This is a genomic window from Pseudoflavonifractor sp. SW1122, from assembly GCF_012027765.1.
Classification (GTDB): Bacteria; Bacillota; Clostridia; order Oscillospirales; family Oscillospiraceae; genus Enterenecus; species Enterenecus faecium.
In genome coordinates, this window is record NZ_SJOS01000052.1 from 1 (window position 1) to 18,374 (window position 18,374).

Below are 18,374 nucleotides of genomic sequence, written 5' to 3' on the forward strand. Positions count from 1 at the left end.
GCGCCGGGCAGATACGCCCACTCCTCCATGGGCAGAGATTGCGTGGAGGCGTACGCATTGTAGAGCAGGGTGTCCCCCTTCTTATCAAATACATAGATGGTGTCGCTGTATATATACAAGGTCAGGGTGTTCGCTGTCTCCTCATAGTGCCCCCGAGTGACAGAACTCATGAGAATGGAGCGGGACCAGGTGAAGGAGCCATCACTGAATAGCTCCAGATACGATGCGTCAAAATCCAGGGAGGTGTCTGGAGTTTTCAGCTGAAAGGTGCCGGGGAGGTCTGCGCCCCAATAGGTGGCCAGGCGTTGGGCGGGGGGGTCTGCCGTAGAACAGGTGGATGGCTTCGTCTCCGGTACCTTGGTACCCGCCGCTGGCATCCTGATACAGGGGCTGTACCACCAGGTGGATGAACCATCCACCCAGGTCACTCACCCCGTCGTCGGTGTAGGTGATGGTGCGCTCACCACCTGGAATACCCTCGGCCACATGGGTGATGGAAAATTGGTCAGCATCTGGGGCCAGACGGCGAATTTCCTCCTGGGGCAGATACTTCAAGGCCTCCAAATAGTCCCGCAGTCCGTATATGGTGGTCTGCTCTGGACAGGTGGTGGGCTGGGTGACCGTATACGTGCTGTCCTCCAGATTCAGCCGCAGCTGTGCGCGGTAAGTCTGGTTGTGCTGGGTGTAGAAAAAGCGAACGGTGCCGGATTTTTCCCACTGGAAGTCTGCGTTGAGGAGCACTTCAAACTGGTCGGTGTTGACGTTGAGTTCGGAGGGATACTGGATCCCCTCCATGTGTGCGATCTGCTCTACAATCTCCTGGGGGTCTAAATCTGCCACATTGTGTCCCTGCATGGGGAAGCCTCGGGACATGGGGGGATCGGTGAGAAAGCACACTCCCACCAGGACGCACACCAGCACCGAGGCGGCCACCGCCAGAACGGTGGGCCGCCGATAGCGCAGCACCGATTTCACCCGCTGCTTCACTCCCACTTCGCCAAAGGCCAGGGGACAGGCGGCAATGGCAGGGCGGCGCACCGAGCAGGAGAGCAGTGCCTGGGAGTAGTCCGCCCGCTGCCGGGGCTCCATGCCCCGCACCACCTTCTCGTCACAGGCCAGCTCAATATCTCGGCACAGCAGCAGATAGGCCAGCCACAGCAGAGGGTTGAACCAGTACACGCTCAGCAGCACAAAGGCCAGGAGTTTCCACCAGTGATCTCTGCGCTGGATGTGAGCCCGCTCGTGGGCCACCACGTGCTCCATGGTGTCCTGGTCCAGATAGAAGGGAAGGTAAATCCGGGGGTGAACCAACCCCAGCACGAAGGGGGAGAGCACCGCCTCACTCTGGTAGAGGTTGTCTTCCAAACGTACCGCCGTGGCCACCCGCCGCCGCAGGCGCAGATAGCTCACGGCACTCCAACCTAGCAGCGCCGCCACACCAAAGAACCAGAGGACCGCCAGAACCGGAAGCCAGATCTCCAGGAGATTGGGGGCGGCGTCCGTGGTAGAGGTAGCGGCCTGGGAGAGTACGGGATTGATGGACTGGTTCAGGGTGGGAAATCCGGTGTAGACCCTGTGGATGCCGTCGGTGAGAATGGTGGGGGAGATGGTCTCGGCGCTGGGAATGAGGCTCAAAGCACTCTCCAGGGAGAAGGGGAAGATGAGCCGCACCCCCACAATACCCCACAGCAGCACATGGGCCCATTTTGGGGCCCGCTTCAGCACCAGGCGGGCCAGAAGTACCGCCAACACCAGCCAGCTGGCAGAAATACTGATGTTTACGATGTGCAAAAACAGCTCAGTCATGGCCCATTCCCCTTTCTAAATTGGTCGATCATCGCCTGTACCTGGTCGATCTCCTTCTGGGTCATCTTCTGGTGGCGGGTAAAGGCCGCCACAAAGGCGGGGAGCGAACCCTCAAATTTGGTCTCCACCAGCTCGTCGATCTCAGCGGCCTGCACCTGGTCCTTGGAGACCAGAGAGGTGACAATGGTGTTCTCGTTCTTCAGCACTCCTCGCTGGGTCAGACGCTTGATGACCGTGTAAGTGGTGGAGTTTTTCCACCCCAGCTGCTCTTTGCACAGCGCCACCAACTCCCCACTTTTGATGGGTTCGTGCTCCCACAAAATCAGGCAGAAACGGTACTCGCTCTCAAAAATCTTCGGCGTGTCCATGGTGTCACCTCCTTAGTCGAATGCGTTCGATTACACTGTTAGTCTAACGCATTCGATTGAAGCTGTCAATGGAAAGATAGAGGGTGAGGGGAGAGAAGTTGCACAGGGGGATTGATTCTTTGTGGAAGATATGAGAGAATGGGCGAAAGCAAGACCCCAAACGAGAGAGGAATGGGAGGGAATACCACATGGAGGAAGAGAACTTGGTATCAGTGGAGAAAGCAAAGTCCTGCTTTGGCAGATTGGGATGGGCCCTGTGTGCCTATGCGATGGTCATCGTCGTGCTGCAGCTTGTGGCAGTGGCGATTGGGGGCGTGTTGTTTGCCATGGGTGTGAACGTGTTAGAGAACGCCTGGTTTTTGTGGGCGGCTTCCTTTATCCCGCAGTACCTGGTGGGTGTGCCTCTGTTTTTGTTGATTCTCCGCAAGATGCCCGTGGTGGAGCAGTCCCAGACCAAACTGGGAGGAGGGAAGTTTTGGGCGCTGTTGCTGATGTGCTTCCCGGTGATGTTCATCGGAAATCTGGTTGGCACCTTCTTGTCCGGGCTTCTGTCCGGCGGAACGGCACAAAACGGTGTGGAGGCCATGGTCAGCGGTGGAAATCCGTTGATTCTGTTTACCGTTGTGATTTTGGCCCCATTGGTGGAGGAGCTGGTGTTCCGTAAGCAGCTGCTGGACCGCTGCGCCCAGTATGGGGAGAAGACCGCCATGGTGTTCTCCGCTCTCACCTTCGCTCTGTTCCACATGAATCTGTTTCAGTTCTTTTACGCCTTCGGCATGGGCCTGATTTTTGCCTATGTGTACCTGCGCACCCGTCGCCTCCGCTATCCTGTGCTGATGCACATGATCATCAACTTCATGGGCTCGGTGGTGCCTCTGTGGGTGGTGTCCAACCTGGACTTGGATGCCCTGTCCAACTTGAACCCCCAGAATCTGGACCAGGAGATGCTGGCGGCCATTCTGCCCGGCCTGCTCATCTACCTGGCCTATGTGGTAGTGCAGCTGGTGCTGGTCATTGCGGGCCTGGTGATTGGGATCGTTATGCGCAAGTCTCTGACCCTTCGGCCTACCCCCGAGGAGCTGCCCCGGGAGGGTCGGGTCAAGACGGTATACGCCAATGTGGGCTTTATTCTGTTTGTCGTGGTCTGTGTTGTGGTCTTTAGCTTCAACTTATGACATGACATGAAAATGCCTGGAATCCTCGGATTCCAGGCATTTTTTATGTTCTCACAGAGAGACGATACAGCTCGCCCCGCCGGGCCATGAGCACTTCCCAAGAGCCCTGTTCTATGAGCACCCCATCCCGGAGGACGAGAATGGAGTCAAACCGTTTTAGCCACGCTCCATTCAGGTCGTGGGTGATGGCCAGCAGCCCTACGCCCTCCAGGGCCAGCACCGTGTCCATCAGCGCCCCGGCGGTCTGGGGGTCCAGGGCGGAGGTGATCTCGTCCAGAACCAGAAAGGCAGGTTTTCCCGCCAGACACCGGGCCAAAGCCACCCGTTGGGCTTGGCCGCCGGAGAGATTTTTCCCGTTTTCCTCCACAACGGTCCGGGCCTGGTGTGGAAGCTGTGCCACCCAGTGGGCCAGTTGCACTTGTTGCAGCAGTTGCTTCCAGTCTTCCGGGGAGCGGGAGCGGCCCAGGAGAATGTTGTGCTCCAGAGTGTCCCGGAAGAAGGTGTTGTTCTGACTCTGGTAGCCCACCGCACGGTAGAGAGAACCGGCTTCTATCTGGTCCAGGGGGATACCGTCCAATGTGACGGAGCCCTGGGTTGGGGTGAGAAACCCAAGCAGCAGCTTGGCCAGGGTGCTTTTCCCGCTGCCGCTGGACCCCACCAGGGCATACTTTTTGGTGCAGTCCAGACGCAGGGTCAGGTTCTCCACCAGCGGGGGGCGGTGGGGATAAGCGAAGGAGACGCCGTGGAGGGCCAGCTGTCTGGGCGGATGGGAGAGGGGCTGGATTCCGGGGGTGTCCAGCCCACTTTGCAGCTGCTCCAGATTGGAGCGGTACAGCCGCTTTCCCGTTTGCAGGGCCATCCAATAGCCGGGCAGCACCTCAAAGGGGAACATGACCCCGCCCAACAGCTGGGTGAGGGACATGGTATAGCCCACACTGAGTTTGCCCTGGATGACCAGCAGCATGGCCCCAGCCAGCAGGAGCACAAAGCTGAGCTGGCTGATGGCGCTGCCCAGGGTGTTCATTCGTTGCCGGACCACTTGGCGGCGGTTGTCCGCCTGTTCCACCTGGGTAGCGGCGTTGCGATAGCGGACCTCCTGTTCAGACGCTAACCCATGCAGGCGGATGAGGAGAAGGTTGGTCAGTATCTCCTGGGCCTGGGCCAGATGGGTGCGGTTGGCGTCCGGATACACTGTCTCGGCCCGGTCAGCGCTTTGCTGGAGGAGTTTGGGCAGGGACAGGGAGACCAGGGCACAGAGCACTGCCAGAGCCGCCAACTCCCAGCCTGCCGCTGCCAGCACCGCCAGAGAGGCAGCCAGGCTCCAGGCGCTGCGGTACAGGTCCAGGGCGTTGCCCAGGTAGCCGGTGGAGATGAGAGGGGCGTCGGCGGTGAGCTTGGAGAGATAGGCGGCGCTGTCCTGGCCTTGGAGCCGCTCCACCTTCTGGGCTAGGGTCAGGTGCAGGTAGTGCTGGCACAGCCTGTTGGTGCAGCGATGGACGAGGGCCGCCTGTCTGCAAACCGTCCAGTGGTTCAGGGCCAAATCCACCGCCCCCAGGAGGAAGGCAGCCAGACAGGCAAGCCCGAATCGGGCCAGGTCTCCGGAGAGACCGGTGTCCACCACAGGCTGGAGGGACAGGGCGAAGAGGGTGGAACACAGGGCGGACAGGGGGGCCAGAAGGGCATAACAAACCAAGGCGCCAGGGCCAGCCAGACGCCAAATCGAAGTACAAGTTGTCTTGTTCATATTTGGGGAGTCCTTTCCGAAATTTCCTTAGCGGATGTGGAAAGACTCCCCATTGTAAATGTTCACCGACATGGTGCTCCCTCCTAACAGGATACCCCCGCTGGAGGAGCGGGGGTAATGGAGTGGTATCTTCGATGATATTTTACTGCACGGAGGAAGGCAAGTCAATGAGGTGCCGTCAGGGAGAGGGTAACGGTGACGTCCCCGTGGCCCAGGGCTTCCTGCCATCCGGTGAGGTCGGTGACCTGTCCCAGGGGGGTGTAGCTCCAGGCGTTGGAGCCGTAAAAGAGAACAATTTGTTTTCCCTGATACAGTACAATGTCCCCGGACTGGGTGGTGATGTGGGTGTTGCTGGTGGGGAGGGACTGGCCCAGGCTACCCACCTTTTCAAAGCCGCCGTAGTCCTCCAGGGAGAGGGTGAGGGGGCCGTCGGTGAGCAGGTCCGCCAGGGCCTCGGCGCCCTGGTTGTCCGCAAAGGTAGCGGGGAAGGTGACTCCCTCCACCGTGAGATAGAAGGTGTGCGTGTCCACAGTGGTATCCTCCTTTGGTTCCGGCGAAATGGTAGAGGTGGGACTGGGGTGGGAGGCGGTGGAACAGGCCGCCAGACACAGAACCAGCACCACGGTCCACAGGGCATATCCAATCCGCTTCATGGGTTATTGGGCGTCCGAGCCGCAGAGAATCTCGCCCCGGGACTCCGGGTCGTCCCGAATGATCTCGCCCACAGAGGGCACCACAATGCGGCCGGAGCGAGGGTTCTTGATGCTCACCACCGGGGTGAGCACCGTAGCCTCCACGTCGCTCTTTTCAAAGGCCAGGTCGGTGTCCTCCATGCGGCAGTCCACCAGCTTTAGACCCTTGCAGTAGCACAGAGGCTGGGTGCCAATGATGGTGCAGTGCTCAAAGGTCACGTTTTCACAGTACCAGGCCAGATATTCGCCTTTCACCACGCTGTTGCGCACCACCACGTTTTTGGCGTGCCAGAAGGCGTCCTTGGTGTCAAAGCGGCAGTTGTCGAAGACGGCATCCTCGATGTACTGGAAGGAGTATTTGCCCCGGAAGGTCACATCGGTGAAGCGCAGATTGGTGGAGCGCATCATAAAATATTCGCTCTCTGCGGTGCAGTGGTCCATGGTGATGTCGTGCACCGACCAGCCAAACTCCGGGGAGATGATGTCACAGTCCCGCAGGGCCACCTGACCGCACTCTCGCAGAGCCTTGATGCCGTGGAGCTTGGTGTTGGTGATCTCAATGTGGTGGGAGTACCACAGGGCCGCCCGGCACATGGGGGTCAGCTCACTGTCCCGAATCACCAGGCCGTCGTCGTGCCAGAAGGGATAGCGCAGGTTGAAAAAGCAGCGCAGGGCCTGGATGTTGGCCCCCTCTTTGAAGGCGCTCTCCCCGTCAGCGGGGCCGTCAAAGGCGCAGTCGGTGACCTGAATGTCCCGCTGGCCGTACAGGGCTCGCTCCTGGTCAAAGGTTTCATGGTGGATGTGTCTCATGGTGTCGTTCCTCCATTTCTAGAACTGGTGTGGGGGTCAGCGGGGCGGCGCTGAATCCGGTAGACCAGATAGTCCAGACACCCAATCTGTTTTTCCATCTGGTGCACCCGGTCCAACAGGGCCGCCCGGTGACGGGACAGAAGCTGTAGCTGCTGAGCGGTATTTTCCGCCTGCCCGTAGGCCAGGTACTGCTCTACCTGTGGGGTGTCCAGCCCGGCGGCTTTCAGATTCAAGATCAGGTCCTGTGTGGTCATCCCTTGCTCACCTTCCATTTCGATACCCAGTATACCGAGGAGGTTTCTATATATCAAATACTTATACTAAATGATGAGATATAGTTGAAAGCTATAGCTGTGGGTGGTATACTGGGGAAAAAGGAGGCGAGAGGCGTGGAACTGCGGGTATTACAATATTTTTTGGCGGTGGCAAGGGAACAGAGCATTTCCGGGGCGGCGGCATCGCTGCACCTCTCCCAGCCCACCCTCTCCACCCAGCTCAAGGCTCTGGAGGAGGAGCTGGGGAAACAGCTGCTCATCCGGGGCACCAAGGGGTCCCGAAAGGTGCTGCTCACCGAAGAGGGGATGATTTTGCGCAAGCGGGCAGAGGAAATTTTGGAGCTGGTGCAGATCACAGAGCGGGAGATTTCCCTGTCCGACGAGGTGGTGGCGGGGGATGTGTACATCGGGGCGGGGGAATCGGATATGATTCGCCTGTTTGCCCGGGCAGCCAAACAGCTCCAGGCCAAATACCCCGACATCCACTACCATGTGCGCAGCGGCAATGCGGCCTTTGTCCAGGACTACTTGGACCGGGGGCTCATCGACTTCGGTGTGGTCTATGGCCCGGTGGACACCAGTATCTACAGCTCGGTGAAGGTTCCTGTTCACGACACCTGGGGGGTGCTCATGCGCAAGGACGCCCCGCTGGCAGACAAAGAGTATGTTCAGCCTCAGGACCTCTGGGATAAGCCCCTGATTGTCTCCGCCCAGAAGGCGGACAACTGGTCTTTGACCAAGTGGTTTGAGCGGGACTATGCCAAGCTGAACATCGTGGCCACCTATAATCTGGTGTTCAACGCCTCCCTGATGGTGGAGGAGGGGCTGGGCTATGCCCTGTGCTTTGACCAGCTCATCAACGTCAGCGGGGATAGCCCCCTGTGCTTCCGACCTCTGTCTCCCACCATGCGGTCGGAGGCGTCTATCATCTGGAAACGCTACCAGGTGTTCTCCAAGGCGTCGGAATGTTTTTTAAAGCAGCTCAAGGGGCTGCTGACAGACCAAGAGACAGAAAACTCCCCGGAAACTGTATGAGTTCCGGGGAGTTTTTTCAGGCGCATCGGAGATAGGACGCCTTTTTCTGTTCGTGAACCTTCAGGGCTTTGGCCACACGCAGGACCAGATAGCCCCCGAAGATGGCGGTGTAGAGGATGATGTCCAGATATTTGTGGGAGAACTGGGGGACAAACAACACCATCACATGGGCGTAAATCAGCCCAAAGAAGAGATAGGCCAGGCGCTGCAACCGTTTCCAGCTGGCGGCGCTCATGCGGCTGCGGACACGGGAGAAGGACGTCACCATGAGAGGAATCATGAGGAGGATCATGAGCAGGGAGAGAATGGCTGCCACCAGAGTGGTGGGCCGCATGGTTTCCGGGGCCACAAACAGCATGACAAAATGCCGGATGCCGTACATGAGGTTGTGGCCCAGAGTGAGAATGCAGGCCATAGTGGACAGAGGGCCTCGGATGGCCAGCAGCTTGCGCACCAGCGGTCTGCGGTGGTCCAGCGCCCCCACATACATCACCACCATGAACAGGGCGGTGGGCAGCGTGCCCCGGGTGAAGAGATTGACGATGTAGGTGTTCACCCACTGGGGGGCCGTGGCCCGAAGGCCCAGGCTGTAGTAGAGCACTTCACCCACCACCAACAGGATGGCCAGGGCGTAGAAGACACCGGGGCGCTTTCGGATGGCCCCGTGACAGCTCACAGCAAAGAGCAGGGCCAGGGCGATGGATACCAGAATGTAGGGGTACATACCATTCCTCCTTGGGGAAATCTTTATTTTTTGCAGTTAGCGAAAGCTAACTGAACGAGAGTATACAATACCCTACCTGGTTTTGTCAACCCTGATTTTCTAAGGAGGTTAGTTTGTCATGCCAGCTTGAAACAGCCGGAACACCTGCTGAGCGGTGGCGGCCAGGTTGGCCCGGGCAGTGTCCGGTTCCATGGCCTGCTCCAGGGAGCAGGGGCCAGAGAGGATGGGGAAGAAGGCGTCGATGCCCTGGGCGTGACAGGCGGTAGCGTCTGGGGTGACGCAGCCCGCCAGTGCTACCACTGGCTTGTGGTGCCGTTTGGCCAGCTGGGCCACTCCCACCGGGGCCTTGCCCATGGCGGTCTGTCCGTCCAGCCGTCCCTCTCCGGTGATAACCAGATCGGCGTCCCGGATGAAGTCCTCCAGGTGAGTCTCCTCCAGCACGATGGAAACTCCTGGCTCCAGCACCCCGCGGGTGAAGGTTTGGAAGGCAAAGCCCAACCCTCCGGCAGCACCTGTTCCCGGTGCGTCGGGGTGGGCGGTGTCTGGGCACACGGCCTGGGCCAGCTGGGCGTAATGGAATAGCCATTGGTCCATATCCTGAATGGTTTCAGGTGTGGCCCCTTTCTGGGGGCCGTAGACGGCGCTGCAACCCTGGGGGCCGCACAGAACATTGGTGACATCGCAGGCCACCCGGAACTCACACTGGGCCAGCTGGGGGAGGACTCCGTCGCAGGTGATGCGTGCCAGCTGGGAAAGCCCCTGGGCGCCGTGAGGGATGGGGCGACCCTCCGCGTCCCAAAAGCCGTAGCCCAGGGCCTGGAGCATGCCTACACCTCCATCGTTGGTGGCACTGCCTCCGATGCCCACCAGGAAACGGCGGCAGCCCTTGGCCATGGCGTCTCGGATGACCTCCCCCACGCCGTAGGTGGTGGTGTATAGGGGATTGCGCTGGGACTTCGGCACCAGGGTGAGACCCGCAGCCCCGGACATCTCCACCACCGCGGTGCCTGTGGCGGGGAGAATGCCATAAGAGCACACCACAGGAGCCCCCAACGGCCCGGTCACGGTCACCTGCTGCCATTGGCCGCCCATGCCGGAGATCAGAGCTTCCACGGTGCCCTCGCCGCCGTCTGCTAGGGGACGGACGGTCACCGATACGCTGGGGTCTGCTTGGGCAATCCCTGCCCGAACCGCTTGGCCCGCCTGCATGGAGGAGAGACTGCCTTTGAACGAGTCCATGGCCACTACAATGTTCATAAAGAGACCTCCTAAGCTGGTAATTTTCTTGGGTTCATGATACCACAGGGAGTTTCCCCATACAAGACGAACACCCCCGGAACGAGTGTTCCGGGGGTGTTTGGAGCTATTTTGATAGATATTCCGCAAAGGAACAGAGAATCCCTCTGGCGGACCCGTCCAACGTGGCACGTTGACGGGCCACCATGGCATCGCACTGGGCCTGGTCGAACAGAAGGTCTAGGGCAATTTCCATGAGCTGGTGAGGGTCCTGACACACTTGGCTCATGCCATGGGTGTGGAAGTATTGGGCATTGCAGGTTTCACAGCCGGGGATGGCCGCCGTATGCAAAATGGGAATGCCGCATACGGCCGCTTCGGTGGAGGAGAGACCCCCGGGCTTTGTGACAAACAGGTCCGAGGCCCGCATATAGTCTGCCATGTCCTGGGTGTACCCCACGATCAAGGTGTTTTTAGGGCGTTTTTCTGTGAGGGCGTTGTACAGCTCTTGGTTGTTGCCGCAGACAACCACCAGAGACACATCCTGACGTTGGGCAACCCCGTCCATCAGTGTCTCTATGGTCTCTCGGATGGTGCCGCCGCCCATGCTTCCTCCTGCCGTCAGGATATATTTTTTGTGGGGGTCCAGATGCAGGCGTCTGCGGGCCTCCTCTTTGCTCTGGCGGTTGGAAAAGACGGGACTTGTGGGGATACCCAATGGGTGCAGCTTCTCTAACGGAACGCCTCGGCGCACGTAGTCAGAGGCCAGGTCCGGGGCGGGGATGACATAGGCGTCGCAGTTGGTCTCCTCGGTAAAGGGAATGCAGACGTAGTCGGTGGAGACAAAGATGGTTTTGGGAATCTGAAGGTCCCTGTTTTTCATGTTGGTGAGGATTTCCGCCGGATACAGGTGGGTGGTGATAATCACGTCATAGGAATGGCTGGCCAGATACTTTTTCATAAATGGAACCATCCGATGATTGACGTGATACACCGGCGACCGACACGGCAATTTCCGGTACAGCTCCCCGGCGGTGTAGACGGCGCCAAACAGCCGGGGCGTGTTCTGTACCATGGAGATATAGGCACCGTTGATTCTCCGGGCAAGGGACTGACTGCGCAGAGTGTAGGGATTGAGCATGACGGCGTGATGGCCTCGCATGTGCAGTTCTTCCACAATCGCCTTTGCGGCGGAGTCGTGCCCGCCTCCGGTGCCACAAGAGAGAATCAGCGCGTCCATACCCATTTCACCTCAATTTGTTCTCTCTGCTCCTTGCTCATATGTAGCCGCAACAGGACCACCCCAGAGATGACCAAAAATCCCATCCAGATGGCGGGAATCTTCACAATGAAAATCATGTGGACCAGGGCACAGAGGTAGGCCACCAGGGTGCGGTAAAAGTGGGGGCTGATTTGGAGCACGACAGAAAATAATATGAAATACATGGCCAGCGTTGCCACTGGCTGCCAGATGGGGATGAGGCCCAGCAGGCAACCGAAGGTGACGGCAATGCCCTTTCCTCCCTGAAAGCGGTAAAACACGGGGAAGGCGTGTCCAATCACTGGGGCGGCCAGCACCAGGGCACAGGCAATGGGATCTGGCTTAGGCCCGGCCAGGAAGACGAACACGGGGATAAATCCTTTGAGCAGATCACAGACAAGGGTGAGCACACCGCACCAGAAGCCGCCATACTGGAAGGCGTTTGCGGTGCCGGGATTGTGGTCATTGCTCCGTTCTATGAGGTCTGGCTTGTGGAAAAGCCTGGCGAATATCTGGGCATACAGCACGCTACCCGAGAGGTATGCCAACAAGGCGTAAAGGATGGTTCTCAAAACAGTCGTCCCTTTCAAACAAAGAATGGATCATGAAGTCATAAAAAGGCATTTTACAACGGTCTGCTCCATTTGTCAAACGGATCTGTCCACACAGAAGGAGGTTCAATAAGGAAGGAATACCATAGAATACATAGAAAAATCCCGGAAACCATATAGTTTCCGGGATTTTGAAAGGATATAGCCAGAAATCAGCGCTTGCTGAACTGGGGAGCGCGACGGGCGGCTTTGAGGCCGTACTTCTTACGCTCCTTCATACGAGGATCGCGGGTCAGGAAGCCGGCAGCCTTCAGAGAGGCGCGGAACTCGGGGTCCATCTCCAGCAGGGCGCGGGAGATGCCGTGGCGCAGAGCGCCAGCCTGACCGGTGACGCCGCCGCCGGTGACGGTGGCAACCACGTCCACCTTGCCGATGACGCCGGTGGTGTTCAGGGGCTGACGGACCACCATCTTCAGGGTCTCCAGGCCGAAGTACTCCTCGATGTCACGGCCGTTGATGGTGATGGAGCCGGTGCCGTTGGGGAACAGGTGCACACGAGCCACGGAGGACTTCCGACGGCCGGTGCCGTAGTGATAGGGCTTCTTGCTCTTATACATAGTCGGTTACCTCCTTATTCAACAGTCCAAGCCTCGGGCTTCTGAGCCTCGTGCTTGTGAGCGTCGCCACGATAGATCTTCAGGCGGCTCAGAGAGTCCTTGGTGATGATGTTGCGGGGCAGCATGCCGCGCACAGCCACACGCATAGCCAGCTCGGGCTTCTCCTGCATCAGGATGCGGTACTTGGTCTCCTTCAGACCGCCCACATAGCCGGAGTGGGTGCGATAGAACTTCTGCTCGCCCTTCTTGCCGGTGAGGACGGCCTTGTCAGCGTTGATGACGATGACGAAGTCGCCGCAGTCGGCGTGGGGGGTGTACTCGGGCTTGTGCTTACCACGCAGCAGGGTAGCGGCGGCGGCAGCGGTCTTGCCCAGAGGCTTGCCGGCAGCATCGAGAATGTACCACTTGCGCTCGATGTTACCCTTGTTTGCCATAAAGGTAGACATATCGGTTTCCTCCATTTATCTTGATTTATTATAAAAAAACACGGGGTTTCCTTCCTTTACAAGAAGGCGCAGGATGTATTATAATACGGGGGTTGCCTGGTGTCAACAAAAAAACATGCTTTTTTTAATTTGTGTTTTATATACTCTTGTATTCTCGTGTGTTCTCTTGAATACTCTTAAAATCTCGTTTTCATTTTGCTATTTGGAGGTCAAACAAATGCAGCTGATTTTATCCCATTTGCGCCGTTGTATCGAGGATTATGATATGATTCAGCCCGGAGACCGTATCGCTGTGGGGGTTTCGGGGGGAAAAGACTCCCTGGTGCTGCTCACCGCCATGGCTCGGCTGCAAAAGTTCTACCCCGTGCCCTTTGAACTCCACGCCTTGACGGTGCATCCCGGCGTGCCGGAGATGGACTTCGGCCCGGTGCAAACCCTGTGTGACCAGCTGGAGGTGCCCTATCATATCATCCCGACCCAGATCTTTGACATTATTTTTAATGTGCGCAAGGAAAAGAATCCCTGCTCCATGTGCGCTAAGATGCGCCGGGGGGCTCTCCACAATGCCATGGCCGAGCTGGGGCTGAATAAGATCGCCTTGGGCCACCACTACGACGATGCCGTGGAGACCTTCTTTCTCTCCCTCTTCTATGAGGGACGGCTGTCCTGCTTCCAGCCTGTGACCTACCTGGACCGCATGGGGATCACCCAGATTCGCCCCCTGCTTTACTGCGGGGAGGGAATGGTGCGAGGGGCCGCCCAGCGGCACAACCTGCCCATCGTCCACAACCCCTGTCCGGCGGATGGAAATACCCGCCGCCAGGAGGTGAAGGAGCTGGTGGCGGAGCTGTCCAAGACCTACCCCAATTTGAAAAACTATGTGTTTGGGGCCATGCAGCGCCTGCCCCTGCCCGAGTGGGGGCCCAGAGAGTACCGCCGCCGCCCCTTGGCCGAGGAGCCCACAAAAGAACATTGACCAGAAAAATGCCGTGGTGCTTGGTTGCACCACGGCATTTTGAGTCCATCAGGCTTTTTTTCGTTTCCACACCAGCCAGCCCAGGAAGGCTACAACGGTGACGCCGCCCAGACCCAGGCCCAGGGTGAGCCCGGGCGCAGTATAGCGGAAGGTGACCTGGTGGGTGCCGGGGGTGAGTTCCACGGTGAGGAAGGTGTCCCAGCACACCCCGGTGTCCACCTTTTTCCCGTCCACATAGGCCGTCCAGCCGTCCTCGGCAGGGATGGTGGTGACCAGAGTGGAGGAGGTGTCGGCGGTGGCCTGGAGGGAGACGCGGGAGTTGGTGACTGTATCCACCTGGGTGTTGTCCAACAGGGACAGTGCGTCGCTGAGGGCATCCTGGTCCAGCTGCTGCACCAGGGCATTCCAGTCCAGGTTGGACAGGGTGGTGTTGCAGGCGATGGTTACCTCCAGGGTCTCACCCTCAGCAGGAGTGCCCAGGTAGTGGATGCGCTGCTCCTCATAGGGGGTGAGGGAACAGCGGTGCTCGCCGTCCACAGACAGAGCGGTGAACCCGTTTTGGTCCAGATAGGCGTAGACGGGATTTCCGGTGCCGTGGATGCGAAGGGTGATCTGGTTAGCACCTTCCTGTACCTCCAAATCAATAGAGGAGAATACCTCTTGGGTGGAGCCGGTGAGCTGGTTGAGCAGATATGTCTGGGTCTCAAAGGGAGTGTACCCACGGGGAAGAATGGTGGAAACCTGTCCCTGAGAGACATAGGCCAGGGGCAGAGCGTCCGGGTTTTCCCACAGGGTCAGACTGCCGCTGTGGCCCGCCTCTTCATAGCCAGGGAACTCCTGGTCGCTGAGCACATAGCGGATGCCCAGCAGGCTGTCGGTGACGGGGGTGGAGCCGTAGTAGACACTCCACATCCAGCCCTGGGCAAAGCCCACCTGCTTTAAGAAGGTGTTGACCTGTTTGTTGTAAATGCTGCTGTAGTGGGTGATCCCGGCATAGCCGAAGGAGAGGGGGCTGTTGTCGCCCCGGTCGTAGGTGGCCCCCATGCGGTAGAAGTCGGTGTCCGCCTCCTGGGCCTGTTCCACCAGGGTTTCATTTTCCTGGTAGTAGGCCACGTAGTCGGCGTAGGACTGGCAGTGGAACACCTCCCGAATGTCCAGCATGGTGGTCTGGGTGTTGTAGCCCAGCTCCCAGGCGGTGAGACAGAACAGCACCAGGGTCACCACCGGGGCCAGTTTCCAGGTGGTGAAGGACTTTGGCAGGGCTGCCAATACTTGGCCAGCCAGAACCACCAGGAAGAAGGAGAAGACGAAGCTGTACCGATAGGGGAACCAGTTGGGCATTTTGAAGAGGTGCCACACCTTGTCCAGGGGGGACAGCCACAGAGAGAGCACCAGCACCACCAGCACCGCCAGAGCGGCCAGCTTGTTCCGGCCGGAAATGGCGGGAGAGAAGAAAAAGACTAGCGCCAGCATCAAGATCACTGTGCCGCAGAACAGATAGGGCAGGGCAGAGTTGGTCAGTCCCGCTGGCTGGCCGGAGAACAGGCGGCTGGGCAGCTGCCACAGGGGAAAGTTGGTGAGACTGGAGTAGTCCATGGTGGCGTCCCCCAGCTTTCCGCTGAAAATGGCCAGCAGGGAGGGCACCCACATCCAGGCGGTGACCCCCAGGGCGGCCAGAGCGGAGAGGAGGAAAGACCGGATGTGGCGTAACAGGTCCTTCCACGCAGGGACCTCACACCACTCCCGATAGACCAGCCACACACAGCAGAAGATACCGATCATATAGGAGATGTACCAGGTGGAGACAAAGCACACCACCAAGCTGCCAAAGAACAGCCAGGGCCGCTGTCCTGCCAGAATCCGCTCCAATCCCAGGAGGATGACAGGCAGCCAGATGAGCCCATCCAGCCACATGATGCACAGGGAGTAGGCGGCGGTGTAGGAGCACAGGGCGTAGCAGGTGGAGAGCATGGGGAGAAACAGGGCGCTGTGCCGGAGGTAGGAGCGCAGGAAGATGCAGCAGGTCAGCCCCGCCAGTCCCACCTTCAACACCGTGAGGAACATCAATCCCATGGGCATGTACTCATTGGGCACCAGCAAAGTGAGCAGGGACAGGGGACTGGAGACGTAATAGGAGAACACCCCGATGTAGGAGGTGCCCAGGGCCTTGGACCAGGAGAAAAACACATCCCCGTGCTTCAAGGCACAGAAGAACTCCACATACTGGGAGGACATGTCGGACATCAGAATGGTGTTGTCCCCCCAGGGGGCCAGCCCCAAACGGGTATAGACCACCAGCAGAAGCAGGACGGGGACGAGAAAGGCCAGAGCGTATAGCAGGGGCGTTTGGTTTATACGGGATTTCAACAAAATCACCTCTTGTGGTGGAAGTAAGAAAACAGAAAAAGGCCTGTTGCAAAATTGTGATTCTGCAACAGGCCTGGCTATGTCTGTCAATCCCTCCGACCCGGCATACGCCGGGCCACCTCCCTTTACACAAGGGAGGCTTGGGGTCCGGTGCTGCCCTTAGGCCCCCTTGTGTAAAGGGGGCTGTCACCGCAGGTGACTGGGGGATTGTCTGCCCATGCGGTTGGGCAATGGGCGTATGTTGCGACAGGTCTGGAAAGGTCAGCGCCGTCCGCCGCCTCGGCCACCGCCGAAGGAACGGCCTCCACCGCCGCCAAAAGAGCGGCCACCTCCGAACGAACGGCCGCCGCCCCCGAAGGAGCGACCGCCTCCGAAACTGCCAGGGCGGCTGGAGCGTCCACCGCCGAACCCGCCGCCGGGACGGGGACCGCGGAAGGAGGTGGAGGGGCCATGTCCAGGCCGTCCACCCATGGGCCGACCGCCACCCATAGGACGCCCACCCATGGGCGGGTGAGGGTGGTGATGATGATGGTGATGGGGACGAGGGGGGAAAAACCAGAAGGGACGGTACATGTAGTTGGGGCCGTAGTAGCCGCCCCGATACTGGCGGTACCGGGAGCCCTCCCTCAGGGCCAGCACCACAAGTATCAGCAGGAAGATGATTAAGATATCCATAATACCTCCCAAGTTAGGCCAGATAGTGGGTCTGATACCACTGGGTCAAAGCGTCGGAGAGGGAGAGCAGGGCTTGGGTGTAGTCTCCCTTGGCAAAGGGCTCCTCCATATACTCATGGGCGTAGGCGGCGCAGTCGTCGTCGGTGAACAGGTCGGTGAGGCCGCTGCCCTGAATGAGCCAGTAGTTCTCCCCCGAGATATCCAGCACGACGATAAAATCGTTGGCGCCCAGGCCCATTTTTTCGGCCTGTTCCATGGCGTAGTTGCCCAGGTCCTCTTTTCCGTAGTTGCAGGTGAGACAGCCGATGACCACACCCATGGAGCTGTCCAGAGAGCGGTTGTTGCTCTCCAACTGCTTGATGCCGGAGGAGCTGAGCACCCCGGCTTGGTCAGAGACGAACCACGGGGCATCTTGGGTGGTGGCAACGTGTCCGCCGCTGCCGGGTCGGCGGGCCAGACCGATGCCCACCGCCAGGATGATCATCATGACGGTGAGTAGGACGGCCACGCCGGTTCGTTTGAATAGTTTCATCCAAGGTCACCCCGGGGATCAGCCCCGCAGTTCCAGCAGCTTCTGCTTCAACTCACCCTCGATGCGCTGAAGCTCCACCTCTGCCTCCCGGCGCTTCTGTGCGCCCTGGGTCTGGATGTCCATGACCTCGTCCAGGGTGGCGATGAGCTGCTGGTTGGTGTGTTGAAGGGTCTCCAGGTCCACAATGCCCCGCTCGGACTCTCGGGCGGCCTCCACGGTGCCCATGTGGAGCATCTCTGCATTCTTTTGCAGCAGCTGGTTGGTCATATCCGACACCGCGCTCTGGGCTGCGGCGGCCTGACGGGAGTGCTCCAGGCCAAGGGCCAGCACCATCTGGCTCTTCCACAAAGGAATGGTGTTGACCAGAGAGGACTGAATCTTCTCCAGCATCAGGGCATCGTTGTTCTGAATCATCCGGGTCTGGGGACCCATCTGGATGGACACCATGCGGGTCAGCTCCAGGTCATGGAGCTTCTTTTCAAAGCGGTTGCACAGGTTGGCGTAGTCGTTGTACTTCTGGGCTGCCTCCTGGGTTTTGGTCTGGGTGGCAGTCTGCTGGAGCTGGGCCAGGGTCTCGGTGCGGGCCTTGTCCAGAGCCTTCTTGCCCGCCAGGATATACATGGTCAGCTCCTTATAATATTTGGTGTTCAGATCGTACATCTGGTCCAGCATGGCGATGTCCTTCATCAGGGTCAGCTGGTGGTTTTCCAACACCGCCACAATCTTATCCACGTTGGCATCGGCCTTGTCAAAGCTGGCCTTCAAGGCCATGGCCTCCTTTTTCTTCTTCTGGAAGAAGCCGAAAATGCCGCTCTTCTCCTCCTCGCCGAAGGTCTTCAGCTCCACCACCAGGGAGGACAGAGCCTGACCTACCTGGCCCAGGTCCTTGGTGCGCACGTTGTTCAGGGCGTTTTCCGAGAAGTCGGCAATGTTCTTCTGGGCGGCAGCGCCGTACTGGAGCACCATGGCGGTGTCGGTGAGGTCAATTTTCTGGGCAAAATCCTCCACCATCTGCTGCTCCTGGGGGGAGAGTTGAATCTCTGCCATGGCCTCCTGGGGGGCAGGAGTGGGAGCGGCGGGGGCC

General features: G+C 59.0%; 19 protein-coding genes. 3 read left to right on the top strand and 16 right to left on the bottom strand.

All coding sequences use genetic code 11. The features are described 5' to 3' along the window. Window positions 1-228: 228 nt before the first annotated feature. Window positions 229-1,806: a M56 family metallopeptidase gene (locus E0L15_RS10225; protein WP_168125514.1), complete on the bottom strand. Its 1,578-nt coding sequence runs from the start codon at window positions 1,804-1,806 to the stop codon at window positions 229-231. After that, entirely contained in the window at window positions 1,803-2,174 is a 372-nt protein-coding gene (locus tag E0L15_RS10230) for a BlaI/MecI/CopY family transcriptional regulator (RefSeq protein WP_168125515.1), read from the bottom strand. Before E0L15_RS10230 ends, E0L15_RS10225 begins: the two co-directional genes overlap by 4 nt. A 188-nt stretch (window positions 2,175-2,362) precedes the next feature. On the opposite strand from E0L15_RS10230, the gene E0L15_RS10235 reads away from it, so the two are divergent. Further along, window positions 2,363-3,349 carry a type II CAAX endopeptidase family protein gene (locus E0L15_RS10235; RefSeq protein ID WP_168125516.1) on the top strand — a complete coding sequence of 329 codons (987 nt, stop codon included), beginning with the start codon at window positions 2,363-2,365 and terminating at the stop codon, window positions 3,347-3,349. Between the two features lie 43 nt (window positions 3,350-3,392). Here E0L15_RS10235 and E0L15_RS10240 read toward each other — a convergent pair whose 3' ends face one another. The 4 genes from E0L15_RS10240 to E0L15_RS10255 all read right to left on the bottom strand — a co-directional run bounded on the left by E0L15_RS10240 (window position 3,393) and on the right by E0L15_RS10255 (window position 6,849). Next, complete coding sequence (locus tag E0L15_RS10240; RefSeq protein ID WP_168125517.1) at window positions 3,393-5,093, bottom strand: ABC transporter ATP-binding protein; 1,701 nt, start codon at window positions 5,091-5,093, stop codon at window positions 3,393-3,395. Between the two features lie 164 nt (window positions 5,094-5,257). Next, window positions 5,258-5,746, bottom strand: coding sequence for a cyclophilin-like fold protein (locus E0L15_RS10245; RefSeq protein WP_168125518.1), 489 nt, complete (start codon window positions 5,744-5,746; stop codon window positions 5,258-5,260). A 3-nt stretch (window positions 5,747-5,749) separates the two neighbouring features. After that, the gene (locus tag E0L15_RS10250; RefSeq protein ID WP_168125519.1) at window positions 5,750-6,595 is read right to left on the bottom strand and encodes a DUF3737 family protein; all 846 of its coding nucleotides are present in this window, start codon (window positions 6,593-6,595) and stop codon (window positions 5,750-5,752) included. Next, on the bottom strand, window positions 6,592-6,849 hold the full coding sequence (locus tag E0L15_RS10255; protein WP_168125520.1) for a hypothetical protein: 258 nt from the start codon (window positions 6,847-6,849) through the stop codon (window positions 6,592-6,594). The genes E0L15_RS10250 and E0L15_RS10255 overlap by 4 nt, the downstream gene beginning before the upstream one ends. A 135-nt stretch (window positions 6,850-6,984) precedes the next feature. Here E0L15_RS10255 and E0L15_RS10260 point away from each other — a divergent pair, with 135 nt between their 5' ends. Then, window positions 6,985-7,905, top strand: a complete 921-nt coding sequence (locus E0L15_RS10260; RefSeq protein ID WP_168125521.1) for a LysR family transcriptional regulator — start codon at window positions 6,985-6,987, stop codon at window positions 7,903-7,905. 16 nt (window positions 7,906-7,921) lie between these two features. On the opposite strand, the gene E0L15_RS10265 is transcribed toward E0L15_RS10260, so the two are convergent. The 6 genes from E0L15_RS10265 to rplM all read right to left on the bottom strand — a co-directional run bounded on the left by E0L15_RS10265 (window position 7,922) and on the right by rplM (window position 12,740). Further along, window positions 7,922-8,629 carry a hypothetical protein gene (locus tag E0L15_RS10265; RefSeq protein ID WP_168125522.1) on the bottom strand — a complete coding sequence of 236 codons (708 nt, stop codon included), beginning with the start codon at window positions 8,627-8,629 and terminating at the stop codon, window positions 7,922-7,924. A gap of 108 nt (window positions 8,630-8,737) precedes the next feature. Beyond that, complete coding sequence (locus E0L15_RS10270; RefSeq protein ID WP_168125523.1) at window positions 8,738-9,886, bottom strand: glycerate kinase; 1,149 nt, start codon at window positions 9,884-9,886, stop codon at window positions 8,738-8,740. A gap of 106 nt (window positions 9,887-9,992) precedes the next feature. Then, on the bottom strand, window positions 9,993-11,105 hold the full coding sequence (locus E0L15_RS10275) for a glycosyltransferase (protein ID WP_168125524.1): 1,113 nt from the start codon (window positions 11,103-11,105) through the stop codon (window positions 9,993-9,995). Next, window positions 11,093-11,698, bottom strand: a complete 606-nt coding sequence (locus E0L15_RS10280; RefSeq protein WP_168125525.1) for a glycerol-3-phosphate acyltransferase — start codon at window positions 11,696-11,698, stop codon at window positions 11,093-11,095. The genes E0L15_RS10275 and E0L15_RS10280 overlap by 13 nt, the downstream gene beginning before the upstream one ends. Before the next feature lie 191 nt (window positions 11,699-11,889). Then, window positions 11,890-12,294, bottom strand: a complete 405-nt coding sequence (rpsI, locus tag E0L15_RS10285; protein WP_087230881.1) for a 30S ribosomal protein S9 — start codon at window positions 12,292-12,294, stop codon at window positions 11,890-11,892. A 14-nt stretch (window positions 12,295-12,308) separates the two neighbouring features. Further along, window positions 12,309-12,740 carry a 50S ribosomal protein L13 gene (rplM, locus tag E0L15_RS10290; RefSeq protein ID WP_087230877.1) on the bottom strand — a complete coding sequence of 144 codons (432 nt, stop codon included), beginning with the start codon at window positions 12,738-12,740 and terminating at the stop codon, window positions 12,309-12,311. A 217-nt stretch (window positions 12,741-12,957) separates the two neighbouring features. Here rplM and E0L15_RS10295 point away from each other — a divergent pair, with 217 nt between their 5' ends. Then, window positions 12,958-13,716, top strand: coding sequence for a tRNA 2-thiocytidine biosynthesis TtcA family protein (locus tag E0L15_RS10295; RefSeq protein WP_168125526.1), 759 nt, complete (start codon window positions 12,958-12,960; stop codon window positions 13,714-13,716). Window positions 13,717-13,764: 48 nt separating this feature from the next. Here E0L15_RS10295 and E0L15_RS10300 read toward each other — a convergent pair whose 3' ends face one another. The 4 genes from E0L15_RS10300 to E0L15_RS10315 form a co-directional block, all read right to left on the bottom strand. After that, on the bottom strand, window positions 13,765-16,083 hold the full coding sequence (locus E0L15_RS10300; protein WP_168125527.1) for a YfhO family protein: 2,319 nt from the start codon (window positions 16,081-16,083) through the stop codon (window positions 13,765-13,767). Window positions 16,084-16,344: 261 nt separating this feature from the next. Then, entirely contained in the window at window positions 16,345-16,758 is a 414-nt protein-coding gene (locus E0L15_RS12590) for a hypothetical protein (protein ID WP_206020619.1), read from the bottom strand. A 13-nt stretch (window positions 16,759-16,771) separates the two neighbouring features. Beyond that, on the bottom strand, window positions 16,772-17,290 hold the full coding sequence (locus E0L15_RS10310; RefSeq protein ID WP_168125528.1) for a TPM domain-containing protein: 519 nt from the start codon (window positions 17,288-17,290) through the stop codon (window positions 16,772-16,774). Between the two features lie 18 nt (window positions 17,291-17,308). Continuing rightward, window positions 17,309-18,374 (bottom strand): toxic anion resistance protein (locus E0L15_RS10315; protein ID WP_168125529.1); only part of this gene is annotated, 1,066 nt, incomplete at its 5' end.

Excerpts from the sequence above, each read along its gene's own strand:
- E0L15_RS10225 (WP_168125514.1), bottom strand. The coding sequence starts at position 1,806 with ATGACTGAGCTGTTTTTGCACATCGTAAACATCAGTATTTCTGCCAGC.
- E0L15_RS10230 (WP_168125515.1), bottom strand. The coding sequence starts at position 2,174 with ATGGACACGCCGAAGATTTTTGAGAGCGAGTACCGTTTCTGCCTGATT.
- E0L15_RS10235 (WP_168125516.1), top strand. The coding sequence starts at position 2,363 with ATGGAGGAAGAGAACTTGGTATCAGTGGAGAAAGCAAAGTCCTGCTTT.
- E0L15_RS10240 (WP_168125517.1), bottom strand. The coding sequence starts at position 5,093 with ATGAACAAGACAACTTGTACTTCGATTTGGCGTCTGGCTGGCCCTGGC.
- E0L15_RS10245 (WP_168125518.1), bottom strand. The coding sequence starts at position 5,746 with ATGAAGCGGATTGGATATGCCCTGTGGACCGTGGTGCTGGTTCTGTGT.
- E0L15_RS10250 (WP_168125519.1), bottom strand. The coding sequence starts at position 6,595 with ATGAGACACATCCACCATGAAACCTTTGACCAGGAGCGAGCCCTGTAC.
- E0L15_RS10255 (WP_168125520.1), bottom strand. The coding sequence starts at position 6,849 with ATGACCACACAGGACCTGATCTTGAATCTGAAAGCCGCCGGGCTGGAC.
- E0L15_RS10265 (WP_168125522.1), bottom strand. The coding sequence starts at position 8,629 with ATGTACCCCTACATTCTGGTATCCATCGCCCTGGCCCTGCTCTTTGCT.
- E0L15_RS10270 (WP_168125523.1), bottom strand. The coding sequence starts at position 9,886 with ATGAACATTGTAGTGGCCATGGACTCGTTCAAAGGCAGTCTCTCCTCC.
- E0L15_RS10275 (WP_168125524.1), bottom strand. The coding sequence starts at position 11,105 with ATGGACGCGCTGATTCTCTCTTGTGGCACCGGAGGCGGGCACGACTCC.
- rpsI (WP_087230881.1), bottom strand. The coding sequence starts at position 12,294 with ATGTATAAGAGCAAGAAGCCCTATCACTACGGCACCGGCCGTCGGAAG.
- rplM (WP_087230877.1), bottom strand. The coding sequence starts at position 12,740 with ATGTCTACCTTTATGGCAAACAAGGGTAACATCGAGCGCAAGTGGTAC.
- E0L15_RS10295 (WP_168125526.1), top strand. The coding sequence starts at position 12,958 with ATGCAGCTGATTTTATCCCATTTGCGCCGTTGTATCGAGGATTATGAT.
- E0L15_RS12590 (WP_206020619.1), bottom strand. The coding sequence starts at position 16,758 with ATGGATATCTTAATCATCTTCCTGCTGATACTTGTGGTGCTGGCCCTG.
- E0L15_RS10310 (WP_168125528.1), bottom strand. The coding sequence starts at position 17,290 with ATGAAACTATTCAAACGAACCGGCGTGGCCGTCCTACTCACCGTCATG.